15 protein-coding genes are annotated in these 16,767 nt (G+C 59.9%); 12 read left to right on the top strand and 3 right to left on the bottom strand.

The window, feature by feature from the left end:
* Positions 1-74 precede the first annotated feature (74 nt).
* The 7 genes from PSH59_RS19595 to PSH59_RS19565 all read left to right on the top strand — a co-directional run bounded on the left by PSH59_RS19595 (position 75) and on the right by PSH59_RS19565 (position 6,401).
* Positions 75-1,001: a chemotaxis protein CheV gene (locus PSH59_RS19595; RefSeq protein ID WP_248083386.1), complete on the top strand. Its 927-nt coding sequence runs from the start codon at positions 75-77 to the stop codon at positions 999-1,001.
* 49 nt (positions 1,002-1,050) lie between these two features.
* On the top strand, positions 1,051-1,878 hold the full coding sequence (gene cheR, locus PSH59_RS19590) for a protein-glutamate O-methyltransferase CheR (RefSeq protein WP_248083387.1): 828 nt from the start codon (positions 1,051-1,053) through the stop codon (positions 1,876-1,878).
* Between the two features lie 341 nt (positions 1,879-2,219).
* Positions 2,220-2,627, top strand: coding sequence for a flagellar basal body rod protein FlgB (gene flgB / locus PSH59_RS19585; protein WP_057726450.1), 408 nt, complete (start codon positions 2,220-2,222; stop codon positions 2,625-2,627).
* A gap of 3 nt (positions 2,628-2,630) precedes the next feature.
* Complete coding sequence (gene flgC, locus PSH59_RS19580) at positions 2,631-3,074, top strand: flagellar basal body rod protein FlgC (protein ID WP_003175632.1); 444 nt, start codon at positions 2,631-2,633, stop codon at positions 3,072-3,074.
* Between the two features lie 16 nt (positions 3,075-3,090).
* Positions 3,091-3,816: a flagellar hook assembly protein FlgD gene (flgD, locus tag PSH59_RS19575; protein WP_305393488.1), complete on the top strand. Its 726-nt coding sequence runs from the start codon at positions 3,091-3,093 to the stop codon at positions 3,814-3,816.
* 31 nt (positions 3,817-3,847) lie between these two features.
* On the top strand, positions 3,848-5,152 hold the full coding sequence (gene flgE / locus PSH59_RS19570; protein ID WP_305393487.1) for a flagellar hook protein FlgE: 1,305 nt from the start codon (positions 3,848-3,850) through the stop codon (positions 5,150-5,152).
* 196 nt (positions 5,153-5,348) lie between these two features.
* The gene (locus PSH59_RS19565; RefSeq protein WP_305393486.1) at positions 5,349-6,401 is read left to right on the top strand and encodes a hypothetical protein; all 1,053 of its coding nucleotides are present in this window, start codon (positions 5,349-5,351) and stop codon (positions 6,399-6,401) included.
* Positions 6,402-6,494: 93 nt separating this feature from the next.
* On the opposite strand, the gene PSH59_RS19560 is transcribed toward PSH59_RS19565, so the two are convergent.
* Complete coding sequence (locus PSH59_RS19560) at positions 6,495-9,386, bottom strand: ribonucleoside-diphosphate reductase subunit alpha (RefSeq protein WP_248083391.1); 2,892 nt, start codon at positions 9,384-9,386, stop codon at positions 6,495-6,497.
* A 755-nt stretch (positions 9,387-10,141) separates the two neighbouring features.
* On the opposite strand from PSH59_RS19560, the gene PSH59_RS19555 reads away from it, so the two are divergent.
* Together PSH59_RS19555 and PSH59_RS19550 are read left to right on the top strand one after the other, a co-directional pair.
* Positions 10,142-10,867 carry a winged helix-turn-helix domain-containing protein gene (locus tag PSH59_RS19555; RefSeq protein ID WP_248083392.1) on the top strand — a complete coding sequence of 242 codons (726 nt, stop codon included), beginning with the start codon at positions 10,142-10,144 and terminating at the stop codon, positions 10,865-10,867.
* Entirely contained in the window at positions 10,864-12,474 is a 1,611-nt protein-coding gene (locus PSH59_RS19550; RefSeq protein WP_305393485.1) for an ATP-binding protein, read from the top strand. The genes PSH59_RS19555 and PSH59_RS19550 overlap by 4 nt, the downstream gene beginning before the upstream one ends.
* On the opposite strand, the gene PSH59_RS19545 is transcribed toward PSH59_RS19550, so the two are convergent.
* Positions 12,459-13,187, bottom strand: a complete 729-nt coding sequence (locus tag PSH59_RS19545) for a 4'-phosphopantetheinyl transferase (RefSeq protein ID WP_305393484.1) — start codon at positions 13,185-13,187, stop codon at positions 12,459-12,461. The two genes, PSH59_RS19550 and PSH59_RS19545, sit on opposite strands and share 16 nt — an antisense overlap.
* Positions 13,188-13,313: 126 nt before the next feature.
* Here PSH59_RS19545 and PSH59_RS19540 point away from each other — a divergent pair, with 126 nt between their 5' ends.
* From PSH59_RS19540 to PSH59_RS19530, 3 genes are read left to right on the top strand one after another with little or no spacing between them, the layout of a single operon-like run.
* Positions 13,314-13,622, top strand: coding sequence for a hypothetical protein (locus tag PSH59_RS19540; protein WP_248083395.1), 309 nt, complete (start codon positions 13,314-13,316; stop codon positions 13,620-13,622).
* 18 nt (positions 13,623-13,640) lie between these two features.
* Positions 13,641-14,318 (top strand): response regulator, encoded by a 678-nt coding sequence (locus tag PSH59_RS19535; RefSeq protein ID WP_248083396.1) that lies wholly within the window; start codon positions 13,641-13,643, stop codon positions 14,316-14,318.
* Positions 14,315-15,661 (top strand): ATP-binding protein, encoded by a 1,347-nt coding sequence (locus PSH59_RS19530; protein ID WP_248083397.1) that lies wholly within the window; start codon positions 14,315-14,317, stop codon positions 15,659-15,661. The genes PSH59_RS19535 and PSH59_RS19530 overlap by 4 nt, the downstream gene beginning before the upstream one ends.
* Here PSH59_RS19530 and PSH59_RS19525 read toward each other — a convergent pair.
* The gene (locus PSH59_RS19525; protein WP_305393483.1) at positions 15,658-16,656 is read right to left on the bottom strand and encodes an AraC family transcriptional regulator; all 999 of its coding nucleotides are present in this window, start codon (positions 16,654-16,656) and stop codon (positions 15,658-15,660) included. The two genes, PSH59_RS19530 and PSH59_RS19525, sit on opposite strands and share 4 nt — an antisense overlap.
* Positions 16,657-16,767: the final 111 nt, after the last annotated feature.

Genomic DNA, 16,767 nt, shown 5'->3' with positions numbered 1-16,767 from the left:
AGCTCGTGCCGTTTAGTCGTGGTGGCGCGCTGCCGTGTAGGTTCCGCCAAAGGTTTTAGCTTAGGAGTAAGGGCATGGCAGGTGTAATGGATTCAGTAAACCAGCGCACACAGCTGGTAGGGCAGAATCGCCTGGAGTTGTTGCTTTTTCGTCTGGATGGCAAGCAGCTGTATGGCATTAACGTGTTCAAGGTGCGGGAAGTGCTGCAGTGCCCCAAGCTGACGATCATGCCCAAGTCCAGCCCGGTGGTGTGTGGCGTGGCCAACATCCGTGGCGCGACCATCCCGATTCTCGACTTGGCCCTGGCGACCAGTTCGGCAGGCCTGCAGGATCGTGAGAACCCGTTCGTGATCATTACCGAATACAACACCAAGACCCAGGGTTTCCTGGTGCGCTCGGTGGAGCGCATCGTCAACATGAACTGGGAAGAGATCCATCCGCCGCCCAAGGGCACCGGCCGCGATCACTACCTCACTGCAGTGACGCGCGTCGACAACCAGTTGGTGGAAATCATCGACGTGGAGAAGATCCTCGCCGAAGTGGCACCAACCTCGGAATCGATCTCCGTGGGCGTGGTGGATGCCGAGACGGCGCACAAGGCGATCTCGCTGCGAGTGCTCACGGTGGATGACTCCTCGGTGGCGCGCAAACAGGTGACCCGTTGCCTGCAGACCGTCGGCGTGGAAGTGGTGGCGCTCAATGATGGCCGCCAGGCGCTGGATTACCTGCGCAAACTGGTGGATGAGGGCAAGAAGCCGGAAGAAGAATTCTTGATGATGATTTCCGACATCGAGATGCCGGAAATGGATGGCTATACCCTCACGGCCGAGATACGTAGCGATCCACGCATGCAAAAACTGCATATTGTCCTGCATACTTCGTTGTCGGGCGTATTCAACCAGGCGATGGTCAAGAAGGTCGGTGCCGATGACTTCCTGGCCAAATTCCGTCCTGATGACCTGGCATCCCGGGTAGTCGACCGGATCAAGGCAGCAGAATAACAGCCAGGGTCTTCTCCCTGGCGGTCATACGATTTTAGAGGCGGTATCAGTGTCTACAGGTAATTTGGATTTTGAACAGTTCCGGGTCTTCCTGGAAAAGGCCTGTGGCATATTGCTCGGTGAAAACAAGCAATACTTGGTATCCAGTCGTCTTAATAAACTGATGGAACAGCAGGGCATCAAATCCCTGGGTGAGTTGGTTCAACGGATCCAGGGTCAGCCGCGCAGTGGCCTCAAGGAAATGGTGGTCGATGCCATGACCACCAACGAAACCCTGTGGTTTCGTGACACCTACCCCTTTGAAGTGCTCAAGAGCAAAGTGCTCCCGGAGGCCATCAAGGCCAGCCCGGGCCAGCGCCTGCGTATCTGGTCGGCGGCCTGTTCCTCGGGGCAGGAACCGTATTCCATCTCGATGGCCATCGATGAGTTCGAGCGGACCAACATGGGGCAGTTGAAGGCCGGGGCGCAAATTGTCGCCACTGATCTGTCGGGCACCATGCTCAACAACTGCAAGACCGGTGAGTACGACAGCCTGGCTCTGGGGCGTGGTTTGTCTCCGGAGCGCCTGCAGCGGTACTTCGACTCCAAAGGTGCGGGGCGCTGGGCGATCAAGGCACCGATCAAGAGCCGTGTGGAGTTTCGCTCGTTCAACCTGCTCGACAGCTACGCCAGCCTGGGCAAGTTCGACATGGTGTTTTGCCGCAACGTGCTGATCTACTTCTCGGCCGAGGTGAAGAAAGACATCCTGTTGCGCATCCACGGCACGCTCAAGCGTGGCGGCTACCTGTTCCTGGGGGCTTCGGAAGCGCTGAACGGCCTGCCGGATCACTTCCAAATGGTGCAGTGCAGCCCTGGGATCATCTACCAGGCCAAGTAAGCCCGAGTTCACTCGATCAATGTGGGAGCTGGGCTTGTGTGGGAGCAGGGCTTGCCCGCGATGCAGGCGCCTCGGTTTGTCATTTAAACCGAGGTGATGCAATCGCAGGCAAGCCAACGCCCACACAAGTCCACTCCCACATTTTTTTGCGGCAAATCCCAGTAAAGCGGCAACCCCCCATTGCCGCTTTACTGGCGCCACGCGGAAACCCGTTGCCGCTTTTCTGGCATTGCCGCCAGCAAGCGCCCCGCAAACCCTTGATATACGGGCCCTCGAAGAATTGGCATGCACCTTGCTATAACCCTGTTAACGAACAGCAGGTCAGCCTAAAGGTTTCCGCCATGAGCATCAGCTTCGATAAAGCGCTCGGTATCCACGAACAAGCCCTGGGCTTCCGCGCCCAGCGTGCCGAAGTCCTGGCCAACAACATTGCCAACGCCGATACCCCGAACTACAAGGCTCGGGACCTGGACTTCTCCGCCGTGCTCGCCGCGCAGCAGGACAAGACCAAAAACGGCACCTTCGCCTTGAATATGACCAACAGCCGTCATATCGAAGCGCAAGGCCTGAGCAGTGGTGACGAGTCGCTGCTTTATCGCACGCCGATGCAGCCGTCGATCGACCAGAACACCGTCGACGCCCAGTTGGAGCAATCGAACTATGCCGAGAACTCGGTGAACTTTCAGGCCAGCTTTACCCTGCTCAACAGCAAATTCAAAGGGCTGATGTCAGCCCTGCGTGGAGAGTAAGCCATGTCCCTGTCCAGTGTTTTCAATATTGCCGGTAGCGGCATGAGCGCCCAGACCACGCGTCTGAACACCGTCGCCAGTAACATCGCCAACGCCGAGACCGTGTCTTCGAGCATTGACCAAACCTACCGCGCCCGTCACCCGGTGTTCGCCACCATGTTCCAGGCGGGCCAGAACGGCGGTAGCGACTCGTTGTTCCAGGAACAGGATGCCGCCGGCAAAGGCGTGCAGGTGCTTGGCGTGGTCGAAGATCAGAGCAACCTCGAAGCGCGCTACGAGCCTAACCACCCGGCGGCGAACGAAAAAGGCTACGTGTATTACCCGAACGTCAACGTGGTCGAGGAAATGGCAGACATGATTTCCGCCAGTCGCTCGTTCCAGACCAACGCGGAAATGATGAACACCGCCAAAACCATGATGCAGAAGGTCCTGACCCTGGGTCAGTGATAAGGGGCGCCAACGAATGGCCATTGTTGATACCACGACCAACTCAGCGGTCCAGGACCTTTTCAACTCCAAGGTCCAGACCGCGACAAATAACAGCAGTGTCAGTGACGCTTCCAAGACGGCGACGGGAAGCCAGTCGCTGGGCAAGGATGCATTCCTGCAACTGCTGGTGACTCAACTGAAAAACCAGAACCCGCTGTCGCCTCAGGACAACGGCGCTTTCGTGGCCCAGCTGGCGCAATTCAGCAGCCTGGAAGGCATCAACACCCTGAACGACTCGGTGAATAACATCTCGAGCAACTTCAGTTCGTCGCAGGCACTGCAAGCGTCTTCGCTGGTTGGGCGTTCGATCATCACCCAGACCGACAAAGCCTTGGTGGATACCAGCAAGAGCATGGCCGGTTCGGTGGCGGTGACGGCGGCGACGGGCAACGTCTCGATCAAGATCACCGACAAAGACGGCAGCGTGGTGCGCACCATCGATATGGGCGCTCAAAGCGCAGGTACCTCGGACTTTATCTGGGATGGCAAGAACGACGATGGAGAGGTTGCCCCAGCCGGCACCTACACCTTTGCGGCCACGACCAAGAATGACAAGGGCGACTCGGTGGCCCTGGCAACGTCACTGCCGGCAACCGTGACCAGCGTGACGTTAAGCAAGACCGGCGGCGAAATGCTGCTGAACCTTGCAGGTGGCATGGGCAGCGTCAAGCTGTCGCAAATTCAGACTATTGGTACATAGAGCCGGCTAGATACGGCAGAGGGAGAGAAACATGTCTTTTAATATCGGCCTTAGCGGTCTCTATGCGGCCAACAAACAACTGGACGTGACCGGCAACAACATCGCCAACGTTGCGACCACAGGCTTCAAATCGTCACGGGCGGAATTCGCCGACATCTACGCGGCGTCCAAACTGGGTACCGGCCAGAACAGCATCGGCAACGGTGTGAACCTGGCGGCCGTGTCCCAGCAGTTCACCCAGGGTGACGTCAACGGCAGCGGCGGCGTGCTGGACATGGCGATCCAGGGCGGCGGCTTCTTCGTGCAGAAGGGCAGTGACGGTTCGCTGGAATACACCCGCAGCGGTGCCTTCCGTGCCGACAAAGACGGCTTTATCACCAACAACACTGGCACCTCACGCCTGCAAGGCTACGCGGCGGATGACGACGGCAAGATCATCAAGGGCGGCCTGACCGACCTGCAACTGAACCTGTCGTACCTGCCGCCGAAGGCGTCCACCAAAGTGGACTCCACCAGCAACCTGAATTCGTCGGAGCCGGTGATCAATCAGACCACCAAACCGTTTAACCCAAGTGACGCCACCACCTTCACCACCCAATACAGCACCACTCTGTATGACTCTCAGGGCAACTCCCACGAGATGGTGCAGTACATGGTGAAAACCGACGCCAACGAGTGGAGCGCCTACACCCTGATCGACGGCCGTAACCTTGATGGTTCCAAGCCTACGACTACCGGCACCACAGCGCCTGTGCCGTCCATCATTACCTTTGATGGTGCCGGCAAACTCAAGGACGTCGTGACCGCCGGTGTCAGCGGTAAGACCCTGACGCTCACCGGCTGGGTTCCGGGTTCGGTGACTGACGGCGTGTGGACGCCAAACGAAGCCACCGCCGGGCCTATCGCCGTCAACATGGGCAATATCACCCAGTACAACTCGGCCAGCTACCGCAACCCGCCGACCACCGATGGCTACGCCACCGGCCAGATCACCGGCCTGAAGATCGATGGCAACGGCGTCTTGTTCGCCACGTTCAGCAACCAGCAGAGCAAGGCCATCGGCCAGATCTCCCTGGCCAGCTTCAACAACGAACAGGGTTTGCAGCCAGCAGGTAGCACCGCCTGGAGAGAGACCTTCGCGTCGGGCCAGCCGGGTTTCGACACCCCGCAAGCCGGTACATTGGGTTCGATCGTGGCCAACTCCCTGGAGAACTCCAACGTCAACCTGACCAACGAACTGGTGGACCTGATCAAGGCCCAGAGCAACTACCAGGCGAACGCCAAGACTATCTCCACTCAGAGCACCATCATGCAGACCATCATTCAGATGACGTGATGCGGTCGGCCTGACGTTCTCCCCCCTGAAAACCCCTCTGATGAGGGGTTTTTTTTGGCCTGTGATTTGGCAGCCGGTGCCATTCCCACAGATGCCCGGTTACCAGATGACAGACGTGCGTTGGAACCGACTACAGCCGACTTCCCACTTATCAGGCCGAGAGATATTCGATCCTGTCATAAGAAGGTAAGTCGTTATGTGGAGTGCGTTGGCGCCCAGTCACGGGGCTGGAGGTGTGCGGTATGACCTGGGGGGCGTCAGCCGTTCAGACGACAAGAAGCATGACGTGGATGCCAGTAAAGGCGCGGTCGTTGATCTTCTGAAGCAACTTGATGATGCCGAGAAAACCTCCAAGAGCCAGACCGTACGGGATCTGCGCGACAAACTGAATGAACAGCGCAAGACGCTTGGCGATGAAAAATTCAAGGAGATCCTTGAGCAGATCCGGAAGGATTCCTTGGAAGACTTACTCGCTCGCCTTAAAAAACTGTTTCCGGACTTGTTCCCGGACGAGCCGGGTCCCGCACCGTCGCCAGCACCTTCTCCCGGTGGTGGTGGTGGTGGTGGTGGTGGCGTCAACCCCAGTCACTTCGGTCCCCGCAAATCCATGAGCAATCTGCCGATTACCGCGGGCTCCCGGCACTTCAACTACAAACCTGATCGCAGTAATCCCGGGAAAAAGCCTGACAATATCTGGAGTGGGTTCAGCCAGGGCCCGGACGGTAACTGCGTCACTGTTTCAGCGATAAAAGGCGCCATGATGAAATTTGGCCAGAAACCCACCGACGTTTTCAGGGAGGTGAAAGAGACGGGGCAGGGCTACAAGGTGACCATGCGCGATGGTTTCGAACTGGATTTATCCAAGGTCGAATTGAAGCAGGCGGCCCGATACGCCCAGTTCAAAGGGGATAACCCTGCCGTGATGACCGATGCCAACTTTATGTTCGCGGTGAGTGCCAAGCGGGCCCAGATGGAAGGGAATGGCCTGGACGACAACCCCCATGAATCGAGGAGAAGTTTTGCCCATGCCATGCACAGTTTGAACAACGGTGAAATGCCCCATGAAGCGTTGGATCGCCTTGGGTTGAAAGGTCTTTACAGACAATCTTCCAGTGGTGAGCTCGCGAGTGGCAGGCTGGGTGTAGTGGCTTATAGCGGCCATTCAATGGCGGTTATCGGCGGGCGGGTGGAGTTATGGGGAGATCAAGGCGGCGCGCCGAAGTTAGGAATTGCCTACGCCTTTCTGTAGCGCGCTGAACGAACAAAGCCCGATAAACCCTATGCAGCTCGGGTCTATCGGGCTTGTTTAATCCAGGGCGTTCAAGCCCTGGATTGGCTCAGCTTATTGGCAAGCTTCGCAATCCGGCTCGTCAATCGCACAGGCCTTCGGCACTGGGGCCGGACCGGCTGGCGCTGCGAGTACCGAATCATCACCGTGGTTGCCGCTGGACACAGCGTTCAGCTTGCCGGTGTTGATGGTCGACTTCTCGGTGCTGGTCGCAGCCAGGGCACGGAGGTAGTAGGTGGTTTTCAGGCCACGGTACCAGGCCATGCGGTAGGTCACGTCCAGTTTCTTGCCCGAAGCGCCGGCGATGTACAGGTTCAGGGACTGAGCCTGGTCGATCCACTTCTGACGACGGCTGGCGGCGTCAACGATCCACTTGGTGTCTACTTCGAAGGCCGTCGCGTAGAGCTCTTTGAGTTCTTGCGGGATGCGTTCGATCTGCTGCACCGAACCGTCGTAGTACTTCAGGTCGTTGATCATGACCGAGTCCCACAGGCCACGAGCCTTGAGGTCGCGAACCAGGTACGGGTTGATCACGGTGAATTCGCCCGACAGGTTCGATTTCACATACAGGTTCTGGTAGGTCGGTTCGATCGACTGCGATACGCCGGTAATGTTGGCGATGGTAGCGGTCGGTGCGATGGCCATGATGTTGGAGTTACGAATACCTTTCTGCACACGGGCGCGTACCGGCGCCCAGTCCAGGGATTCGTTCAGGTCAACATCGATGTACTTCTGACCACGGGCTTCGATAAGGATCTGTTGCGAGTCCAGCGGCAGGATGCCTTTGGACCATAGCGAACCCTGGAACGTCTCGTAGGCGCCGCGCTCGTCGGCCAGGTCGCAGGAAGCCTGGATCGCGTAGTAGCTGACCGCTTCCATGGACTTGTCGGCGAACTCGACCGCCGCATCCGAACCGTAAGGAATGTGCTGCAGGTACAAAGCGTCCTGGAAGCCCATGATGCCCAAGCCGACTGGACGGTGCTTGAAGTTGGAGTTCTGCGCCTGTGGCACCGAGTAGTAGTTGATGTCGATAACGTTGTCGAGCATGCGTACTGCGGTGTTGACGGTGCGTTCCAGCTTGGCGGTGTCCAGCTTGCCGTTGACGATGTGGTTCGGCAGGTTGATCGAGCCCAGGTTGCAAACGGCGATCTCGTCCTTGTTGGTGTTCAAGGTGATCTCGGTGCACAGGTTCGAGCTGTGGACCACGCCCACGTGCTGCTGCGGGCTGCGCAGGTTGCACGGGTCTTTGAAGGTCAGCCATGGGTGGCCGGTTTCAAACAGCATGGACAGCATTTTGCGCCACAGGTCTTTGGCCTGGATGGTCTTGAACAGCTTGATCTTGCCAGGGTACTGGGCCAGTGCCTCGTAGTACTCGTAACGCTCTTCGAACGCTTTGCCGGTCAGGTCGTGCAGGTCCGGCACTTCGGAAGGCGAGAACAGGGTCCACTGGCCGTCGTCGAAGACACGCTTCATGAACAGGTCAGGGATCCAGTTGGCGGTGTTCATGTCGTGGGTACGACGACGATCATCACCAGTGTTCTTGCGCAGCTCGATGAACTCTTCAATGTCCATGTGCCAGGTTTCCAGGTAGGCACACACGGCGCCTTTGCGCTTGCCGCCCTGGTTGACCGCTACGGCGGTGTCGTTCACGACTTTGAGGAACGGCACAACGCCCTGGGACTTGCCGTTGGTGCCCTTGATGTAGGAGCCCAGTGCACGTACCGGGGTCCAGTCGTTGCCCAGGCCGCCGGCGAATTTGGACAGCATGGCGTTGTCGTGGATCGCGTGGTAGATGCCCGACAGGTCATCCGGCACGGTGGTCAGGTAGCAGCTCGACAGCTGTGGACGCAGGGTGCCGGCGTTGAACAGGGTCGGAGTCGACGACATGTAGTCGAAGGACGACAGCAGGTTGTAGAACTCGATCGCACGGTCTTCTTTGTGCTTCTCTTCGATCGCCAGGCCCATGGCCACGCGCATGAAGAACACTTGCGGCAGTTCGAAGCGGATCCCGTCCTTGTGGATGAAGTAACGGTCGTACAGGGTTTGCAGGCCCAGGTAGGTGAACTGCTGGTCACGTTCGTGGTTGATGGCTTTGCCGAGCTTTTCCAGGTCGAAGGTGGCCAGGATCGGGTTCAGCAATTCGAACTCGATACCCTTGGCGATGTAGGCAGGCAGCGCCTTGGCGTACAGGTCGGCCATTTCGTGGTGAGTGGCGCTGTCGGCCACGCCCAGGAAACCCAGGCCTTCGGCACGCAGGGTGTCCATCAGCAGGCGCGCGGTCACGAACGAGTAGTTCGGCTCACGTTCAACCAGGGTGCGGGCGGTCATCACCAGTGCGGTGTTGACGTCGGTCAGGGCCACGCCGTCGTACAGGTTTTTCAGGGTTTCGCGCTGGATCAGATCACCGTCGACTTCTTCCAGGCCTTCGCAGGCCTCGGTGATGATGGTGTTCAGGCGGCCCAGGTCCAGCGGCGCAAAGCTGCCGTCGGCCAGGGTGATGCGGATCGATGGGTGCGCTTGCACGGCTTCGGCGGCCGGTGCGTGCACGGCACGTTCCTTGGCGCGCGAATCGCGGTAGATCACGTAGTCACGGGCGACTTTCTGTTCGCCGGCACGCATCAGGGCCAGTTCGACCTGGTCCTGGATTTCTTCGATGTGGATGGTGCCGCCCGACGGCATGCGACGCTTGAACGTCGCGGTGACTTGTTCAGTCAGGCGGGCAACGGTGTCGTGGATGCGCGACGAAGCGGCAGCGGTGCCGCCTTCAACTGCAAGAAACGCTTTGGTGATGGCGACGGTGATTTTGTCATCGGTGTAAGGAACGACAGTGCCGTTACGCTTGATCACGCGCAGTTGGCCAGGTGCAGTGGCGGACAGATCCATATTCGAATCAGCGGCCTGCGGCACGGAGCCTTGCGGGTTCTCGCGAGTTGTGTCGGTTTGCATGGGGGGTTGTCTCCACATTCTATATTTATTTGGGCACCATCACGGTGCCCACCGTTCCGTCCTGAAGCACTTACAGCAGGCCTGGGCCTGGCATAACAACTTCGGGACAGGAGGAAGGGAGCTGTTAGCGCCGCTTCCATGCCGAAGTCTTCGGTTCGGGGCGTCTACGCCCTTGGCCGTATTACTGATGGGTGACAGTCGCCAGCTTCAAGCACTGCAACACCCGTACCGTTTTTCGCTATTGGAGCGTGAAAGCGGTTGCCATCCGCTTGAGCGGTTTGGGCTTTCAAAAAATGCTTGGCTCAGACCGAACAGGAGCAAGAAAGGTCTTGAATTTCTCGTCTGATTTGTGTTGGGTCTTTTCGCTCAAAACCCTATATGTAGGGTTTTTTTTGCGCCGAGGTACAAGATAATGCGTTTTGGGGGGCTTAGCAACGCACGACCTGTGGATAACGCTGTGGGTAAAATGTGTATGAAACGTGGAACGTCCGTGTAGGCCGCGTTGCTGCTGGAGTCGGCCGTTTGTCACCGAATATTCCAAGATAAAAACAGCGGGTTGGATTTTTGAGGGCGCGAACCCTATCACAAAAAAATGCGATCACCGAATGGATTTCCCGGCTTGTGTTGAAGGGTTCGGCCATGGCTACAATCGACCTCTGTTATGCCCTCAAAACATGACAAAGAGGGTATGCCTGGTGAAAAGCACATTCGACTGCGTCGGCCTGAAAAACTGCTTATAACAATGAGGACAACGCATGGAGCATGAAGCGTGGCAAATCCTGATCGTCGAGGACGACGAGCGATTGGCCGACCTGACCCGCGACTACCTGCAGAGCAATGGCCTGTGCGTGTCGATTGAACGTGACGGCGCCCTGGCCGCTGCGCGGATCATCGCCGAGCAACCCGATCTGGTGATCCTCGACCTGATGCTTCCCGGCGAAGACGGCCTGAGTATTTGCCGCAAGGTGCGTGAGCGCTATGACGGCGTGATCCTGATGTTGACCGCGCGCACCGACGACATGGATCAGGTGTTGGGCCTGGACATGGGCGCCGACGACTATGTGTGCAAACCCGTGCGCCCGCGCCTGTTGCTGGCGCGCATCCAGGCGTTGCTGCGGCGCAGCGAACCGGCCGAGCCCGCAGCCGTGGAAAACCAGCGCCGCCTGCAATTCGGGCCACTGGTGGTGGACAACGCCCTGCGCGAAGCCTGGCTGCACGACGGCGGCATCGAACTGACCAGCGCCGAATTCGACTTGCTGTGGCTATTGGTGGCGAATGCCGGGCGTGTCCTGTCCCGCGAAGAAATCTTTATCGCCTTGCGCGGCATCGGCTACGACGGCCAGGACCGCTCCATTGATGTACGCATCTCACGGATTCGCCCGAAAATCGGCGACGACCCTATTCATCCTCGCCTGATCAAGACCATCCGCAGCAAAGGCTACCTGTTCGTCCCCGAAGCTGCCGCCGATATGCCACTGTGAACTCGATTTTCCTGCGCATCTACGGCGGTATGTGCGCGGCGCTGATCCTGGTGGCGCTGCTGGGCGTACTGGCATTGCATCTGCTCAACGAGGTGCGCAGCGGCCAGTACCGCGAACGCCTGGCCCACGGCACCTTTGCGTTGATGGGCGATAACCTGCAGCCCATGAGCGCCATCGAACGCCAGCGCGCCTTGGCGGTGTGGGAGCGCTTGCTGGGAATTCCCCTTGAACTGCGCAGCCTCACCGAAGCGCAGTTGGACCTCAGCCAGCGCAACCGCCTGCAGCGCGGCCAGGTGTTGGTCGAGCAGACCGGGCCCCATGCTGCTCGGGTCTTGCGCCTGGTCAGTGACAAGGAGCAGTGGGTGCTCACCGGGGAGGTGCAGCAGATCAGCGAGCAACTGGCCCGTGCGACCATTTACCTGCTTGCCGACGAATTGGTGCGCTACCCCGTGGCCGAGCAGCCGCAACGGCTGGCGGATATAAAAGACGCCAAGGGTTTTGGTTTTGACATGCATTTGATGACGCTCGACCAGGCGGATATGGACGAGGACCAGCGTCGGCGTGTGTCGGAAGGCGACACGGTGATGGCCCTGGGCAAGGGCGGTGACTCGATCCGAGTGTTGGCCGGCATGGTCGGCACGCCTTGGGTACTTGAGCTGGGCCCCTTGTATCAAATGAACCCATATCCGCCTCAATGGCTGATTCTGATCGCCTTGATCGGTCTGACCTTGATCGGGTTGATCGTTTATCTATTGGTGCGCCAGCTTGAGCGCCGCCTGCTGGGCCTGGAAGCCGCCGCTACGCGTATCGCCAAAGGCAATCTGCAAGTGCGTGTACCGGCTCGCGGCGCCGACTCGGTAGGGCGCCTGGCCGCCGCATTCAATGGCATGGCCGAGCACTTGCAGCAATTGCTGGCGATCCAGCGCGAGCTGGTGCGCGCGGTGTCCCACGAGCTGCGCACGCCGGTGGCGCGCCTGCGTTTTGGCCTCGAGATGATCGGCGAAGCGGCCACCCCCGAGGCGCGCCGCAAGTACCTGGAAGGCATGGACAGTGATATCCAGGACCTCGACGGCCTGGTGGACGAAATGCTCACCTACGCCAGGCTGGAGCAGGGCGCGCCGGAGCTGAATTTCCAGCGTGTGGACCTTGATGCCCTGCTCGATCAAGTGATCGGCGAATTATCGCCACTGCGCCCGCAGGTCAACGTTGCTCGGGGGATTTGCCTGTCGTCGGCGCATTGGGACGATGCCTGGGTCGATGCCGAGCCCCGCTACCTGCACCGTGCGCTGCAAAACCTGGTGAGCAATGCCATGCGCCATGCCCAGGGCCAGGTCTTGATCAGTTATCAGGTAGGCCAGGTGCGTTGCCGCATCGATGTGGAAGACGACGGCCCCGGCGTGCCGGAAAGCGCCTGGGAGCGCATCTTCACGCCGTTCCTGCGGCTGGACGACAGCCGCACCCGCGCCTCCGGTGGGCATGGCCTGGGCTTGTCGATTGTGCGGCGGATTATTTACTGGCATGGCGGGCGGGCGTTGATCAGCAAGAGCAATAACCTGGGTGGGGCATGCTTCAGTTTGAGTTGGCCCAGGGATCAGGAAAAAGTCTGAGCCGGGATCGCCACCAGGCTCAGCAACTGCCCGTCATGCACGGTAAATTGTGCCGACAACTGCTTGCCATGGCACCACTCACCCGACAGGTCTGTCAGCAATCGCAGCCTGACGGCCCCCGAATCGGACCATTCCAGCACCTCGGCGTGCTCAAAGTAGAAGCGCTTTTGCACGATAGGATAGAGCGCCTTGAACAGGCTTTCCTTGACTGAAAACGTGAGCGTCACCCATTGGGCAATCTGCTCGCGCGGCAAGTGGGCCAGGCGTTGCAGTTCGTCGGCGGTGAGGATTTCCCCGGCCAGACGCTCGGCCCGTTCCAGGCTCAGCAGGTTCTCCACGTCCATCCCCAGACCGCGCCAGTGCGTCTTGTGCCCGACAATTGCTGCGGCATGCCCGGTGCTGTGGGTGATGGAACCGGTGATAGAGGCGGGCCATACCGGCGCACGGTCTTCGCCGATCGCGGGGATGCAGTCTGGATGACCGAGCTGTTGCAAGGCGGCCCGTGCGCACAGGCGACCGGCCAGAAACTCGGCCTGACGCTTGGCCACAGAACGCTGGATGCTTGCCGGTGGCAGCACGGCGCAGCGCTGGAAATCAGCGGCCGTCAATAAAGCGGGGTCGAAGCGGGTGCTCAGAAACACCGTGCCCGGCAAAGGTTCGGGCAGCGGCCAATGGGCGTCGAGTGGGGTGCAGCAAGCGGGTAAGGGCGTCATGCCCGGTATTTTGCCGAGTTGGCGCGCGCGAGGATAGCCCGCCACGGTGAGAGGCCTGTTCAGGGGGAGTTCAGGGGCGTTTGCGTAGGCTGGTCCCAACAGCCAAAACGCGTATGAGGTAGCACCATGACTGCGATCAAAAAGCTGATGTTGGCGTTAACCCTGCTCAGTGCCACCGCCGGGGCCCAGGCCTCGGAGGGCGCATTCGCCGAATTCGGCAGGGAAAAAACCAAGAAACCCAGTAGCCTGATCCATCGTGTGAGCGTCGAAAATGCCGCCGTTCTGTCTTCGCCCTGGGGGCAGTCCCTTGGCTTCACCACACCGCAGCCGGCGTACCGCGCGGGTTATGCGCACCTGACTGCACAGTTCAACGGCATTAAACTGCGCCCGCAAGATCTGCAGGGCCGCTATGATGTCACTCTGTCGGACAGTTGATTTGCTTTGGAGAGCCTTATGAAATTGCTGGTGGTGGAAGATGAGGCGCTGCTGCGCCATCACCTGTTTACCCGCCTGACCGACAGCGGCCACGTGGTCGAAGCCGTGGCCAACGCCGAAGAGGCCCTGTACCAGACCGGCCAATTCAATCATGACCTGGCGATCATCGACCTGGGCCTGCCCGGCATGGGCGGCCTGGACCTGATCCGGCAGTTGCGCGCCCAGGCCAAGACTTTCCCGATCCTGATCCTCACCGCGCGCGGTAACTGGCAGGACAAGGTCGAGGGCCTGGCCGCCGGCGCCGACGACTACGTGGTCAAGCCATTCCAGTTCGAGGAACTGGAAGCGCGCATGAACGCCTTGTTGCGCCGCTCCAGCGGGTTCACCCAGTCGACCATCGTCGCCGGGCCTTTGCTGCTGGACCTCAACCGCAAGCAGGCGTGCCTGGATGAGCAGCCGTTGGCATTGACCGCCTACGAATACCGCATCCTCGAATACCTGATGCGCCATCACCAACAGGTTGTCGCCAAGGACCGCTTGATGGAACAGCTCTACCCCGATGACGACGAGCGCGATCCAAACGTGATCGAAGTGCTGGTCGGCCGCCTGCGTCGCAAGTTGGAAGGTCCGGCCGGGTTCAAGCCGATCGACACCGTGCGCGGCCTGGGCTACCTGTTCAATGAGCGCTGCCGTTGATTCGTTCTTTACGTGTGCGCCTGATGCTGGCGGCCGCCACCTTGGCCGTGCTGTTTATGCTGGCCTTGTTGCCCGCCATGCAAGGTGCGTTCAGCCTGGCGTTGCAGGACTCCATTGAACAACGCCTCGCCTCGGACGTGACCACCCTGATTTCCGCCGCGCGGATCGAAAACAATCGCCTGCAGATGCCGGCGCAGTTGCCCGACGAGCGCTTCAACCTCGCCGACAGTCGGCTGCTCGGTTATATCTACGACCGTGAAGGCCACCTGGTATGGCGCTCGCGGGCGACTCGCGAAGAAAACATCAACTACAAGCCGCGCTACGACGGGCGCGGTAACGAATTTGCGCGGATCCGCGAGGCTGACGGCCAGGAGTTCTTCGTATATGACGTCGAGGTCAGGTTGCTCGGCGGCAAGAGCGCCGCGTTCAGTATCGTGGCCCTGCAACCGGTGCGCGAATACCAACTGACCCTCGAAGGCCTGCGCGAAAACCTTTACCTGGGCTTCGGTGCCGCGTTGCTGGTGTTGCTGACCTTGCTGTGGCTGGGCCTGACCTGGGGCCTGCAAGCGTTGCGACGCTTAAGCCAGGAGCTTGACCAGATCGAAGGCGGCACCCGCGAAAGCCTCTCCGAGCAGCACCCTCGCGAATTATTGCGCCTTACCGGTTCCCTCAACCGCTTGCTGCACAGCGAGCGGGAGCAGCGCGCGCGTTACCGCGATTCGCTGGATGACCTGGCCCACAGTCTGAAAACCCCGCTCGCCGTGTTGCAGGGCGTGAGCGAAGACATGGCCCAGCGCCGCGAAGAGCGCGATCAGGCCTGGGTGCTGCAATCGCAGATCGAACGCATGAGCCAGCAGATCGGCTACCAGTTACAGCGCGCCAGCCTGCGCAAAAGCGGCCTGGTACGCCATCAGGTTCGCCTGGAGCCGGTACTGCAAAGCCTGTGCGATACGTTGGGCAAGGTGTACCGCGACAAAGACGTAGCGGTGTCCTTTGACTTGCCGCAGGCCTGTGATGTGCCGATCGAGAAGGGCGCGTTGCTTGAGTTGCTCGGCAACCTGCTGGAAAACGCCTATCGGCTGTGTCTGAGCGAGGTGCGTATCAGCCTGGTGGAAAGCCTCGAAGGCATCGAGTTGTGCATCGAGGATGACGGTCCAGGCGTGCCGCCGGACCAACGTGCGCGAATTCTGCAGCGCGGTGAACGGCTGGACCGCCAGCACCCTGGGCAGGGTATCGGGCTGGCAGTGGTCAAGGACATCATCGAAAGTTACGGTGCGCGGCTGACGCTGGGGGATTCACCGCTGGGCGGTGCCGCATTCAAGATTCACTTCCCGGCGCTCTAGTGTTCCTGCGCGCGATAGGCGCCGGGGGTCAGCCCTGTCCACTTCTTGAAGGCCCGATGAAACGCCGACGGTTCGGAAAACCCCAACTGCTCGGCGATCTCCTGTAACGACAAGTCCGCACGCCCCAGGTGGTAGATGGCGATGTCCCGCCGCAGCTCATCCTTGAGCGCCTGAAAACTGGTGCCTTCCTCGCGCAGATGCCGACGCAGGGTTTGCGGACTGATGTGCAGATGCTGGGCGACGGCTTCCAGGTCCGGCCACGGCGTTCGGTCGCGGCTGAGCAAGCGGCGCAACTGGCTGCTCAAGCTATCGCCTTCGTCCGGGCGTGAGAGCAGGTCGGCGGGGGAGCGCTCAAGAAAATGCTTGAGGGTGCGTTCGTCCTGCAACAGTGGCAGGCTCAAGTAGCGAGCGGGAAACACCAGGCTGCTGATCGGTGCGCCGAATACTAGAGGGCAGGGAAACAGCAGGTCGTATTCAGCGGCGTGGGCCGGCATCGGGTAGCTGAATGTGGCCTGATGCAACCGGATACGCTGGCCGATCAGCCAACTGCCCAGGCGATGCCAGATCACTAGCAAGCACTCGCTGAGGAAGTGATCCGGGTCCCAGAGCGGTGAGTCGTCCAGGCTCAGGCGCGCCATTTCGCCTTCCCGTGTCAGCTGCCAGCGCAGACCTTGTGGGAATAAGCCATAAAATAATAAGCCGCGTTCCAGAGCCTTCTCCAGGGTGCGGCAGTGGATCAGTGCGTGGCACATCATGGCGAAGGTGCCGCGCTTACTCACGCCATCGGCGAATCCCAGGTATTCGTCGTCCAGCGCCAGCCAGAGCATTTGCAGCAGGCGGGTAAATTGCTCCGGGGCGATGCGGGCGCGGGGTTCGCTGAGCAATTGCGGGGTGATACCCGCCTGCTGCAGCAACTCCGAGCAATCGTAGCCGACCCGACGCGCACCGCCGAGGGCCGCTCGGGCGTAATGACTGGCGATGGTACGTTCACGCATGCGGGGCCCTCGTCCATGGAAGCGCGGATGTTAGTCACCGTCGGGCTGGGCGACAAGGCGGATATCCGCCAAATTGTAGGACGTGATGGGTTGGTGCGGCGGAAATCCGCC

This window comes from Pseudomonas sp. FP2309 (assembly GCF_030687575.1).
GTDB lineage: Bacteria > Pseudomonadota > Gammaproteobacteria > Pseudomonadales > Pseudomonadaceae > Aquipseudomonas.
Note: the sequence above shows the minus strand (reverse complement) of the source record. Positions and strands in the feature narration are given on the sequence as shown.